The organism is Haematospirillum sp. H1815, assembly GCF_012102705.1.
GTDB lineage: Bacteria > Pseudomonadota > Alphaproteobacteria > Rhodospirillales > Rhodospirillaceae > Haematospirillum.
Genome location: NZ_JAAVTA010000013.1, coordinates 26983 through 38882, shown reverse-complemented (window position 1 = coordinate 38882; position 11900 = coordinate 26983). Strand labels below are relative to the sequence as shown.

The window sequence follows — 11900 nt, the reverse complement described above, 5'->3', positions numbered from 1 at the left end:
TGTCCTGATCTGTGGCTCCCTTTATCTGGCTGGTAATGTTCTGGCCCGCAATGGTGGGTGCTGAGCATAGCAGCCCGCGTGGCAGAACATAGGTGATGCCGGCTATGACCCCGGCACCATATCTCTGTTCCGTGCCCTGAAGCGATAGGGGTCAGCGGGCCAGACACCCAGAATGCGCACTTCAGTGCTGAAGAACTCCAGCTCTTCCATAGCGCGTATCATGGATGGGCTGGCTGGATGCCCCTCTATCTCGGCAAAGAAGCGCGTTGAGATAAATTGCCCGTTGATCTGGTAGCTTTCCAGTCGGCTCATATTGACGTTGTTGGTGGCGAAGCCTCCCAATGCCTTGTAGAGAGCCGAAGGCACATTGCGGACCTGGAAGATCAGGCCGGTGACAACCGGTCCGGATTCAACAGCCGGAACAAGGGGTGTGCGGGCCATGACAACAAAGCGGGTGGTGTTATGCGTGGCGTCTTCCACATTGGCTTTGAGGGACACGAGTCCATGAATCTCGCCGGCCAGCGCGGATGCAATGGCGGCGACCTGTGGGTTACCCAAGCTGGCGATATCACGGGCGCTGCCGGCGGTATCGGCGGCAATCACAGCATTCAGTCCCAGGTCACGGATCAGGGTACGGCACTGGCCTATGGCATGAACATGGCTGTATACCGTGCGTATATCTTCCAGCTTGGATCCAGGTACACCCAGAAGGTGGTGGTGCACTGGCAGGTAGTACTCTCCAATGATATGGAGGCCGGAATCGGGTAGCAGGTGGTGAATATCCGCTACCCGTCCGGCCAATGAATTTTCAATCGGAATCATGGCGTAGCGAGCCTGTTCATTGCGCACAGCCGCCAACGCATCTTCAAAGCTGATGCAGGGCAGGGCATCAAGGTCAGGAAAAACATCGCTGCATGCGATATGGGAGTAAGCACCAGGCATTCCCTGGAATGCAACGGACATGGAGGTTTGTGTGTTTGGCATGGGACTTACGGTTTTGCAGAGTTCAGGATGGAACGGGCTTTCTCAAGATCGGCGGGTGTGTCAACGCCCAAGGGAAAGGTCTGGACGCGCACGCAGTCAATGCGCATTCCGTACTCCAGGGCTCGCAGTTGCTCCAGTTTTTCGCGGCGTTCCAATGGTGACGGGGGCAGGCTGACAAAGCGCTCCAGTGCCCCCCGTCGATAGGCGTAGAGGCCAATATGATGCCACAGCGGCCCATCTCCCCAAGGTGCCGTGGCCCGTGTAAAAGCCAGTGCGCGCGCGACAGAGGGCTGCCCGGAGACAGGCAGCGCCGTGATGGCCTTGACCACGTCGGGGTTGGTGCGTTCTTCCGGATCAGAGATGGGCGCAACCAAGGTGGCGATGTCAACCTGTTCGTCGTGCAGGGGTTCAAGTGCCGCACGAATCAGGGATGGGTCCAGGGTTGGCAGATCTCCCTGAACATTGATGATAACGGGGTGCCGTCCTTCAGGGTCAAACTGCTGGACCGCATGCCAGACACGATCTGACCCTGAAGGAAGATCCGGAGGTGTCAGCAGGGCCAGTCCACCGGCCTGCTGTATGGCTGTGGCAATCTCGGGTTCAGCGCAGGCGACAACAACCGGCCCGACGTCTGCCTCGAGGGCCCGTCGCCAGACGTGGACAATCATCGCCTCTCCGCACAGGTCAGCCAAGGGCTTTCCGGGCAGGCGGGTTGAAGCCATGCGGGCAGGTATAACGATCAAAGGTGCAGCCGGCAGGGAGGAAACAGAAGCGGCAGAGGTCATGAGGGGTTGATGCTCCGGTACGACAAAAATTCGAGTGCGCACTGTACCAGCAAGATAATGCAGGGGGGAAGCTCTTGCCCGGATGGCTGCAATGTCGCACTCTGGTCGGTATGCGTGTGGGTATGGAGTGACATATTTTGGAGACCCGTGAACATTATCAACAAATCAGCACGTTGATTGCCTCTGTCGCCAAGGCTCTTGGACTGCCGGATGATCAGGTTGCCAAGGAAATCGAAAGCGGTGCTATTGTGTTGGGCATGGGACAGGATGATAACGGAAATCATTTTGTTGAGGCCCGAAGGGGGGCTGCAGTCGGGCGTGTTTTCCAGGGCGCTATCCGTTATGCCGACGGTGTGGAGCCATCTGCTACATCGTCTGAAAGTGGGGGCTAAGGTACCATGATCTGTTTGTCAGGGGGGCACCGTGCGCAGTGAAACGCGCCATTTTCTGGCTGGTGATATCATCTTCCGCGAGGGGGATGACAGTGATGCGGCTTGGGTGATTGAAAGTGGCCGTGTTGAGTTGGTCAAGTCCGGTATTACGGGCGCGCCGATGCGCTTATCCATTCTGGGGCGTGGTGACCTGTTCGGGGAAAGTGGGATTCTGGATAGCAGCGCCCGAAGCTTTACGGCCCGTGCGGATACCGATGTCATTGCCAAGGCAATTCCGCGGTCTGAGTTCCTGAAGGCTATTCAGACCGATCCGGCGTCTGCCCTGAAGATCATGACCCAGCTGGCCAAGCGGCAGCGGGATACGGATGAGCGCTTGGTGCGTGGTGATATTGACCTGACGGATCCGGTGCTGTCAGCCAGCCGCGAGCTTGTTGCCCTGAGTGGTCCGCCGGCCTCTGTTCCTCCACCGGGTGTTCCGTCATGGGAGGTGGGGCGTCGCTCCAATTCCCTGTTCGGGCGTCTGGCGCGGTCTTTTGTGCCGGGTATCAAGGCCCGGGCTGCACGGCGCCGCGTTCGCACCATTATGGTGACCCCTCTGTCCCTTGAGCCCGAGTACGACCAGCGTCCCTATCTGATCGAGGCGCTGGGCGGGCTTGAGCACATGGCAGTCAAGCCGTCATCGGCTTCTTTGTTTCCTCCGGCGCTGGGTATGCCGGTTTACAGCGCAGCCGCGTCGCAGGCCCGGGCGCGCCGCATGCTGGAGGACGAACGTGTTGATGTTCTTGTCTGGGGAGGGGAAACTGGCGACGGGCGCCTGATCGAACTGCGGTTCTGCACCACGACGCCACCGGTTGGTGATCGTCCGGGTGGGCTTCCACCTGATCAGGCACTGATCCTTCCTGCTGATTTCGATGCGCGTTGGGGCCCCTTGCTGAAGGCATGTGTACTGACTGCCTTTGCTAACGGATTTCAGCCGTTGATGACCGCCGATGACAGCATGGCCTTGGTGACCCTGACCGATCAGGCGGCTGACGTTGTGTTTAATCCGCCGGAACAGCTTGATGCGGCGGCTGTCGGCCAGTTGCTTGCCACTTATGGCTACGTGGCGGCAACGGCGGCCAATTGCATTCGCCGTTCCGACCTTCAGGAGCGCGCGGCAGAGGCATGGCGCAGTGCGCTGAACCGTTTGTCCGATGATACCCGTGGCGTGGCCCGTCTTTCCTTGGCCTTGGGGATGGTTGTTCAGGGGCATGCCGAGAAAAGTGATGACGAGCAAACCCTGCGCGAGGCTGTGCAGATCTACCGCAACGGGCTGCGAGGTGTTCAGCGTGATGATGATCCGCAGTTATGGGGGCGGTTGCAGTACCGTATTGGCACCGCCCTGTTCCGTCTGGACTTGATGACGGGTGATGACCATACCCTGCGTGAGGCTCTGCTGAGTTTCCGGGACGCAACAGGTGTGATCAATCGTGCCGACGATCCATGGCGCTGGTCCGACGCCATGCATGCCATGGCCCAGGCCTTGCAGGTCTGGGGGGATCATAACCGGAATATCGAGGTCTTGGGCAAGGCTGTTGACCTGTGCCGTGTCGCGCTGGAGGTGCGCACTCCGGAAGCGGCTCCACACCTGTTTGCAGCGACACGGAACAACATGGGATCTGCCCTGTTCCTGATGGCAAAGTACACAAGCGATCCAGAGTTTTTGCGGTTGGCCGCTGCTGCTTTTCGCGATGCCTTGGCTGTATACCGCGAGAATGGTGGTCGTGGTCGGGCTTTGTACACAACCATCGAAAAGAATTTGCAGCGGGCCGAAGACATGTTGCGACGCCAGGATATTCGTCCAGTTGCAGCGGTGCGCTGGGCGGATGAACCTGCGCCATTACGTGTTCCCGCACCCCTGCGCGAGGAAGATGACCTGATCTTCCGGCTGTGATGGTTCTTTCATGTCATGTGTGGCTGAAAGGACATATCTGCATCTGCGGCATTTTTCCGCTTCAGACCTGTGATGCATGAACAGGGTGAAAGCCATTGGTCTGGCGCAGGGCTTCCCCGGTAATCATAGCTGCTGCTGTGACAACATTCAGCGACCGCATGCCCGGTTTCATTGGCACACATATCTGTAGATCGGCGCGGTTGTGGACTTCTGCTGGTACCCCGCAGCTTTCACGTCCCAGCAGCAGCGTGTCATCGGGATGGAACGTCACGTCTGTGTGCGGTGTCGTGGCCCGTGTTGTCAGCAGGACAAGGCGGTTTTTGCGGCATATGTGTTCATCAAGAAAAGCAGACCATGATGTGTGCCACAGGGTATGTGTCCGCTGGGAATAGTCGAGACCTGCCCGCCGCATGCGGCTATCATCGTGTACGAATCCGCAAGGACCGATAATATCCAGTTCCAGGCCAAGGCAAGCGGTCAAGCGAATCATGGCACCGGCATTCTGGGGAATATCGGGTTGATAAAGCGCGATGCGCATCGTGGTTTCTCCGGGTACAATGTCAAATGGCCATCTGCGAAAGCCGATGACTTTTCAAAGGGTCTGATTTGTTTTATACCGCGCGGATGGGCTGTGTCTCCGTCGGGAAACGGGGGCAGGGCATACCGAATATCAGGCGTACCAGGGGCCGACGGGGCTGGGTGCGTGTTTTTTTCAGCGTTTGCGCGTTTCCCCAGCGTGCTATGGAGAGGGGTTTAGAGGATGGCTGACACGGCGAATCCCGCTAACGGTTCATCTGATGGCGAGACCCGTCGCGATTTCTTGCTGTATGCATCGACAGCTGTCGGGGTGGCCGGTGCCGGCCTTGCCTTGTGGCCGTTTGTTCACAGCATGAATCCGGCGGCTGACACTTTGGCTCTTGCGTCGACCGAGGTGGATCTTACGCCCATCGCGGAAGGGCAGGCTATCACCGTGATGTGGCGCGGCAAGCCAGTTTTCGTACGTCATCGTACAGCCGCAGAGATTGAGGCTGCTCGTGCTGTGAACACGGCGGATCTTCGTGATCCCCAGAAAGACGAAGCGCGTGTCAAGAAGGCGCAGTGGCTGGTGATGGTTGGTGTGTGCACCCACCTTGGGTGTATTCCGCTTGGCCAGAAGGCTGCCGATCCCAAGGGTGATTTTGGCGGCTGGTTCTGTCCGTGCCACGGGTCGCACTACGATACCTCGGGGCGTATTCGCAAGGGGCCTGCGCCGCTTAACCTGCATATCCCGGAATACGCGTTTCTGGGCGAGAACACCGTGAAGATTGGTTGAGAGGGGCGCACAGGATGAGTTTCGTTCCAAAAAGCAAGGCCATCAAGTGGCTGGACGAGCGTCTGCCCGTCTTCTCCATGCTGCATCATACGGCCTATGAATATCCGACACCCAAGAACCTGAGCTACTGGTGGAACTTTGGTTCCTTGGCCGGTCTGGTTCTTGTCATCATGATTTTATCCGGCTTGTTCCTGGCCATGAATTATGCGGCCAACACCGGTCTGGCCTTTGTTTCCGTCGAGCGCATCATGCGTGATGTCAACTATGGCTGGTTGATGCGCTATGTGCATGCGAACGGGGCCTCGATGTTCTTTATCGTGGTTTACCTGCACATGGTGCGTGCTTTCTATTATGGCTCTTACAAACCCCCGCGCGAGGTTTTGTGGTGGCTTGGGCTGATCATCATGCTGATCATGATGGGGACTGCCTTTATGGGTTATGTCCTGCCATGGGGACAGATGTCCTTCTGGGGTGCCACGGTCATTACCAACCTGTTTTCGGCCATTCCTTTGGTTGGTGAGCACATTGTGACGTGGCTGTGGGGTGGTTTCTCGGTTGATAACCCAACCTTGAACCGCTTCTTTGCCCTTCACTTCCTGCTGCCATTTGTTCTGGTCGGTATCGTCGTCTTGCACGTATGGGCTTTGCATACTGTCAGTTCCAACAACCCGCTTGGAATTGATATGAAGGGTCCGCAGGATAGCCTGCCGTTCCATCCGTACTACACCATCAAGGATTTGTTTGGTGTGGGCGTGTTCATGATGTTTTTCATGGTGTTTGTGTTCTGGGCACCGAATTATCTGGGGCATCCGGACAATTACATCCCGGCCAACCCGATGGTGACCCCGGCGCACATTGTTCCTGAGTGGTATTTCCTGCCGTTCTACGCCATTTTGCGTGCTGTACCGGATAAACTAGGCGGCGTTTTGCTGATGTTTGGTGCCATTGTCATTTTGGCTGCCATGCCGTGGCTGGATACGTCCAAGGTTCGTTCCTGTACTTTCCGTCCGGTTTACAAGTGGTTTGTGATGCTGTTCATCGCGGATTGCATGCTTTTGGGTTACATCGGGGGCAAGCCGGCTGAAGAGCCCTATATCCTGATCGGTCAGATTGCAACCGCTTGGTATTTCATCCATCTTCTGGTCGTTACGCCGCTGGTTGGCTGGCTTGAAAAGCCGCGTCCCCTGCCGGAAAGCATTGCGCTTGCGGTCACGAAGAAAGCTGCGACGGAGAGCGCCTGATGCAAAAGCTTCTTATTGCCGCCGTTGTGGCGCTTGGATGGTCTGTTGTCGCTCTTCTCTCCCCTGCTTATGCTGCCGGGAACGATACCAAGCTGGTGACACAACCTTGGTCTTGGCAAGGCGTGTTCGGTCATTATGACCGTGCCCAGTTGCGCCGTGGGTTGCAGGTGTATCAAGAGGTCTGCGCGACCTGTCACAGTCTCAAGCTGATCCGCTATCGCAATTTGGCGGAGATTGGCCTGACCGAGGATGAGATCAAGGACTATGCGGCGGCCTTTGAATATCAGGATGGCTTTGATGACAGCGGCGAACCGAAGATTCGCCCCGGTATTCCTGCAGATCCGATCAAGGCTCCTTATCCCAATGATCAGGCAGCGCGTGCTGCAAACGGGGGTGCTTTGCCGCCTGATCTGTCCCTGATGGCCAAGGCTCGTCCCCATGGCCCTGATTACCTCTTTACCCTTCTGACGTCTTATGAAGAGCCTCCGAAGGGTACAGAGGTTATGGCGGGGATGTACTATAATCCGGCCTTCCCGGGGCACCAGATTGGCATGCCGCAGATGATTTATGACGAGACCGTTACGTACACAGACGGATCTCCGAATACGGCGGCAGCGATCAGTCGTGATATTGTTGCCTTCCTGAATTGGTCAGCCGAGCCAGAGCTGGAAGCGCGCAAGTCATTGGGTGTTAAGGTAATGATCTTCCTTCTAGTGATGACGGCGCTTTTCTATGCTCTGAAGCGCCAGATTTGGAAGGATGTGGAGCATTGATCTAGCCTTCCAAAAGGCTTCCAGGGAGCCGCCGAGTAAAACCCGGCGGCTCTTTTTCTGTTGTTCAGGGGGGATGGGGCTATGAAGAAAAAAGGTTTCAACTGTTGGAGGTGGGTCCGGGGTGTTCTGACGGTTTTGCTGCTGTCCTTTCTGTCCAAGGGGTCTCTTGCCGCTTCTGATGTTCTTGTTGTTGCCAGTCTGGAGCATTACCCCCCTTATTCAGACCATGACCTGAAGGAACAGGGTTTCTGCCCGGACGTGACTAAAACTGCGCTGGAGAGAGCCGGATACAAGGTTGAAATACAGCTTATGGACTGGCGCAAGGTTCTGGAGAGTGCGTCCAGTGGGGAGGCCGATGTCATTACCTGTTCCTGGTATGTGCCGTCACGGGAGAGTTTTCTGATTTTTACGCGCCTCTTGCATGCAAACCGCTTGGTTTTTGCTGTATCAAAGATGGATTCCTTTGAATATACGCGGCTGGAGGATCTGAAGGGAAAGAAGGTGGGGGTTGTTGCCGGTTATGGCTATCCCCCTGATTTTCTTGATGCGCCCTATATCCAGAGGATCGTCGGGCCATCTGTGGAGGATAATATTCGTGCCGTTGCCACGGGTGGACTGGATGCGACGCTGGATGATGAAGGACTGATGCGTAGCCAGTTGCGTCGTTCGTTGTCTGCGTTGGCCGGGGATATTCGTCTGACCCGGGGCGCTATCCACGAGACGCCCTTGGTTGCAGGCGTTTCGCGCCATCGCGCTGATGCGGCTGAAATTGTTGAACGGTTTAATGCAGCCTTGGTCGTGATGGCGGGTGACGGTACCCTCAAAGACCTGCGGCGGCGGCACGATCTTATTGAGTAATTTCCCCTTCCAGGGCTTGCATGATCCTCGTAGAGCCTCTATTGCATGCAGAACTACTTTGTATGTACGAGACTGCGATGACTGATACTGTCCCTGAATCCTCCAAGGGGGATCCTATAGTGAATCTTGTGTTGTCCATGGCTGCTGATGCCGGTGTGCGTGGCGTCAGTGCACAAGAAATTGCCAAGGTATATTTCTCCCAGCGCCGCCGTCCAAAGGATCCTGATGATGGCTGGCGCCGTTTCATGAATCCGGTTAAGCAGCAAGTGCTCAGCTTGGCGCGCAGTGGGCGCGTTGAGATTGTTCGTGGGGGGGAGGTACAAGACCCAAACGATTTCAGGGGGCTTGTCCGTGTGCGTTTGCCTGTAGAATGACAGGTAATGCTGTAATGCTCTGTCGCTAAAAAAAAAGCCCCGCATAAGCGGGGCCTGAGTGAACAGGGAGGCATTACGTCCGATGATAGACGCTAGATAAAAAAACCGCCGGGCGGACCCGGCACCCGTACGGGAATAACTTGGGGCTACTCCCGCACCGATCCTGCTGTTCGTGTGGGTGAGCAGCAGGACTAGAAGTCTAGGCGGCAGCGGGGGAACACACCAAAGCAAAAGATCTGCTGCTGCCATGCGCTTTGTGCATGCTTCGGGTGTGTCGTGATTGTCAGGGAGCTGGTGTGTTGTCTTTCTGGAGCTTCTGGAGAAGAAAGTCCCTGAAGACCATAACGCGCTTTGAGTGACGAAGCTCTTCCGGGTATACAAAGTAACAGTCAAAACTTGGTCCGCGCAGTTCAGGAAGCACCTGTACCAAGTTGGATGCGACTGAGGCAAAATAATCGGGAAGAGCCGCAATGCCCAAGCCGGATTGAACGGCGCGATAAATCCCGTATATGTTGTTGATACGCAGAACTGCAGAGCGGGGCGTTGTCGTTCCAGCAGACAAAAGCCAGTTCATATTGTCAACGGGTGCCTTTGAGTCATCGCCATACGTGATAAGCCGGTGATTATCGAGATCTGCCGGTGTGTTGGGTGTGCCATGTTTCTGCAGGTATTCTGGTGCGGCATAGACATTGTAATGCAGGTTGATCAGATGCCTTTGGATCAAGTCTGGTTGGCGAGGGGCGTTGAAGCGAATGGCAACATCTGCGGCGCGCATGGCTAGATCCACTTCCTGATCATCAAGCAGAAGCGATATCTCTATGCTGGGGTATTGCTCCATAAAGTCGGTAATGCGGGGAGTCAGCCATACGGACCCGAAAGCAACCGTGGTTGTAACCTTCAGCAAGCCTTCAGGGCGTTCCCTGCTTTCGGTGATCCGTGCTTCAACCATCGACAGGCGCGCAAACACCTCGTGCACGGTGTGATACAGAAGTTCTCCCTGCTCGGTCAGGATCAGGCCACGGGCGTGGCGGTGAAACAGGGAGACCCGCAGGCTTTCTTCCAAGGCACTGATCTGCCGGCTGACGGCAGACTGACTCAGGTGCAGCACATCCCCTGCATGGGTAAAGCTACCAGCCTCTGCGACGGTGTGAAAAACACGCAGTTTATCCCAGTCCATCATGCTGCCCTGTCGCCCGGCCATAATTCTCTCGTTTTCTTCAAATTTTGTTCTATTCCAAGGGTACTGGTACCAAGCCTGGGCTGGCAAGGTAGTGTCGGGAAGAGTCCTTACCAGCCCGGTCTTTCCTAGGTATCACCGTCCGTCCGCAGGAAACGGTCAGCTTCAAGCGCGGCCATGCAACCGGTTCCCGCAGCGGTTATAGCCTGGCGGAACACATGGTCTTGCACATCGCCGGCAGCAAAAACACCCGGGATCGAGGTTGCGGTTGAGTCCGGCTGCGTAACCAGATACCCGTTCTCATCAGTTTGAAGCTGCCCGGAAAACAGGTCTGTATTGGGTTTATGGCCGATGGCAATGAACACGCCGTCGCAGGTAAGATCAGAAAGGGACCCCGTTATTGTATCTTCAAGGCGGATGCCGGTTACACCCTCGGGATTACCCCCGCCCAAGATCTCATGGACCTTGCTGTTCCAGCGTACTGCGATTTTGGGGTTTCGCAGCAGGCGGTCCTGCAGGATTTTTTCAGCCCGGAAACTGTCGCGGCGGTGTACAACGGTGACGTTGGCGCAGATATTTGCCAGATACAGGGCTTCTTCCACAGCACTGTTGCCGCCACCAACGACGACAACATCTTTTCCACGAAAGAAGAATCCATCACAGGTCGCGCAGGCAGACACGCCAAGGCCAGCGTACTTTTTCTCGCTTGGTATCTCCAACCATTTGGCAGAGGCCCCGGTTGCGATAATCAGTGTATCACTTTTCCATACGTCGCCGCCATCGGTACGCACCGTAAACGGGCGCCGGGACAGGTCAACGGATGTCGCCATATCGTGCACGATGCGGGCACCGCAATGTTCAGCCTGTTGGCGCATCTGTTCCATGAGCCAAGGCCCTTGGACTGGGTCGGCAAAGCCCGGATAGTTTTCAACGTCTGTTGTTATGGTCAGCTGTCCGCCAGGTTGGAGTCCTGCTAGGACAACCGGTTCCAGATTGGCGCGGGCCGTGTAGATGGCGGCTGTACAACCAGCGGCTCCGGTGCCAAGGATGAGAACCCGGGTACGATGCTCAGTCATATGTAGAAAAACCTCCGGGCAGTGGTGTGTTTTCAATGCGCAAGGGGGCTGCAACAGCCTTGGTCAGGGGGAGGGGGCGTCTGTTTCCCGGTGTGCCAAAACGGGGCCCCGATAGAGCGTCGGGACCCCGTCTTCAGGGTGATGCCGGATGACCGTATTACAGGGCCTCAGCGTTTTCTTTCAGGAAGCTGGCAACGCCCTTGGGGCTTGCTTCCATACCTTTTTTGCCTTTTGTCCAGCCGGCGGGGCATACTTCCCCATGCTCTTCATGGAACTGCAGGGCATCAATCATCCGCAGTGCTTCATCAACGTTACGGCCCAAGGGCAGGTCGTTGATTGTGGCATGCCGGACCATACCCGCTTTGTCGATCAGGAAAGACCCGCGCAGGGCAACGCCAGCATCTTCGATCAAGACGCCGAATGAACGGGCGATGTTCTTCTTGAGGTCGGCAACCAAGGGGAACTGTACATTCCCAAGTCCGCCTTCGTTTTGCGGTGTGTTTTTCCAGGCCAGATGAGAAAACTGGCTGTCAACAGAAATGCCTATGACCTTTGTATTGGCAGCTGTGAACTGCTGAAGACGGTGGTCGTGCGCAATAATTTCTGAAGGACAAACAAAAGTGAAATCCAGAGGGTAGAAGAATACCCAGCCATAGGATCCGTGCAGATAGCTTTTCAAGTTGAACTGAGCATTGATGCTATTGTCTGGCATAACGGCCTGAGCGGTGAAATCCGGGACAGGCTTGCCAACAAGGGTTCCAACGTGTGCAAAATCAGTCATGAAACAATCTCCGGCTGGGTGGTGTTCTGGTGAGTGAGGAGTTTAGTCCCTGAAGCTCATAACCATAGGGGAGTGTATGCTTTTTCGCAAGTCTGGAATCGATCTAAAAATGACGCAGGGCATACACCTTATGGGGGATATCAATTCATGGTAACGCCTATGGATGTGATTCTTCTTTTAGTATCTTCGTATTGATCTTGAGAGTTCGGTGCTC

At 56.0% G+C, this 11900-nt stretch carries 13 protein-coding genes; 7 read left to right on the top strand and 6 right to left on the bottom strand.

Going from position 1 to position 11900, the window contains the following annotated elements:
• Window positions 1-102 precede the first annotated feature (102 nt).
• Together HEQ60_RS09695 and HEQ60_RS09690 are read right to left on the bottom strand one after the other, a co-directional pair.
• Window positions 103-963 carry a prephenate dehydratase gene (locus HEQ60_RS09695; protein ID WP_245183881.1) on the bottom strand — a complete coding sequence of 287 codons (861 nt, stop codon included), beginning with the start codon at window positions 961-963 and terminating at the stop codon, window positions 103-105.
• Window positions 964-989: 26 nt separating this feature from the next.
• The gene (locus HEQ60_RS09690; protein WP_168071487.1) at window positions 990-1769 is read right to left on the bottom strand and encodes a 3-deoxy-manno-octulosonate cytidylyltransferase; all 780 of its coding nucleotides are present in this window, start codon (window positions 1767-1769) and stop codon (window positions 990-992) included.
• 137 nt (window positions 1770-1906) lie between these two features.
• Between HEQ60_RS09690 and HEQ60_RS09685 the strand changes: the two genes are divergently transcribed.
• Both HEQ60_RS09685 and HEQ60_RS09680 read left to right on the top strand, forming a co-directional pair.
• The gene (locus tag HEQ60_RS09685) at window positions 1907-2161 is read left to right on the top strand and encodes a hypothetical protein (RefSeq protein ID WP_168071486.1); all 255 of its coding nucleotides are present in this window, start codon (window positions 1907-1909) and stop codon (window positions 2159-2161) included.
• A gap of 31 nt (window positions 2162-2192) precedes the next feature.
• A complete protein-coding gene (locus HEQ60_RS09680; protein ID WP_168071485.1) occupies window positions 2193-4094 on the top strand; it encodes a Crp/Fnr family transcriptional regulator in 1902 nt (633 codons plus the stop codon).
• A 61-nt stretch (window positions 4095-4155) separates the two neighbouring features.
• On the opposite strand, the gene HEQ60_RS09675 is transcribed toward HEQ60_RS09680, so the two are convergent.
• Window positions 4156-4632: a tRNA (cytidine(34)-2'-O)-methyltransferase gene (locus HEQ60_RS09675; protein ID WP_168071484.1), complete on the bottom strand. Its 477-nt coding sequence runs from the start codon at window positions 4630-4632 to the stop codon at window positions 4156-4158.
• Window positions 4633-4854: 222 nt separating this feature from the next.
• Between HEQ60_RS09675 and petA the strand changes: the two genes are divergently transcribed.
• The 5 genes from petA (at window position 4855) to HEQ60_RS09650 (ending at window position 8652) form a co-directional block, all read left to right on the top strand.
• A complete protein-coding gene (gene petA / locus HEQ60_RS09670) occupies window positions 4855-5406 on the top strand; it encodes a ubiquinol-cytochrome c reductase iron-sulfur subunit (protein WP_168071483.1) in 552 nt (183 codons plus the stop codon).
• A gap of 14 nt (window positions 5407-5420) precedes the next feature.
• Window positions 5421-6647, top strand: a complete 1227-nt coding sequence (locus HEQ60_RS09665; RefSeq protein ID WP_168071482.1) for a cytochrome b — start codon at window positions 5421-5423, stop codon at window positions 6645-6647.
• On the top strand, window positions 6647-7420 hold the full coding sequence (locus tag HEQ60_RS09660; protein ID WP_168071481.1) for a cytochrome c1: 774 nt from the start codon (window positions 6647-6649) through the stop codon (window positions 7418-7420). Before HEQ60_RS09665 ends, HEQ60_RS09660 begins: the two co-directional genes overlap by 1 nt.
• A gap of 81 nt (window positions 7421-7501) precedes the next feature.
• A complete protein-coding gene (locus HEQ60_RS09655) occupies window positions 7502-8278 on the top strand; it encodes a substrate-binding periplasmic protein (RefSeq protein ID WP_168071480.1) in 777 nt (258 codons plus the stop codon).
• A 77-nt stretch (window positions 8279-8355) separates the two neighbouring features.
• The gene (locus tag HEQ60_RS09650) at window positions 8356-8652 is read left to right on the top strand and encodes a DUF3253 domain-containing protein (protein WP_245183880.1); all 297 of its coding nucleotides are present in this window, start codon (window positions 8356-8358) and stop codon (window positions 8650-8652) included.
• Window positions 8653-8935: 283 nt separating this feature from the next.
• Here HEQ60_RS09650 and HEQ60_RS09645 read toward each other — a convergent pair whose 3' ends face one another.
• The 3 genes from HEQ60_RS09645 to HEQ60_RS09635 all read right to left on the bottom strand — a co-directional run bounded on the left by HEQ60_RS09645 (window position 8936) and on the right by HEQ60_RS09635 (window position 11686).
• Window positions 8936-9853: a LysR family transcriptional regulator gene (locus tag HEQ60_RS09645; RefSeq protein ID WP_245183877.1), complete on the bottom strand. Its 918-nt coding sequence runs from the start codon at window positions 9851-9853 to the stop codon at window positions 8936-8938.
• A 104-nt stretch (window positions 9854-9957) separates the two neighbouring features.
• The gene (gene trxB, locus HEQ60_RS09640; protein ID WP_168071478.1) at window positions 9958-10905 is read right to left on the bottom strand and encodes a thioredoxin-disulfide reductase; all 948 of its coding nucleotides are present in this window, start codon (window positions 10903-10905) and stop codon (window positions 9958-9960) included.
• 157 nt (window positions 10906-11062) lie between these two features.
• Entirely contained in the window at window positions 11063-11686 is a 624-nt protein-coding gene (locus HEQ60_RS09635) for a peroxiredoxin (RefSeq protein WP_168071477.1), read from the bottom strand.
• Between the last annotated feature and the right edge of the window lie 214 nt (window positions 11687-11900).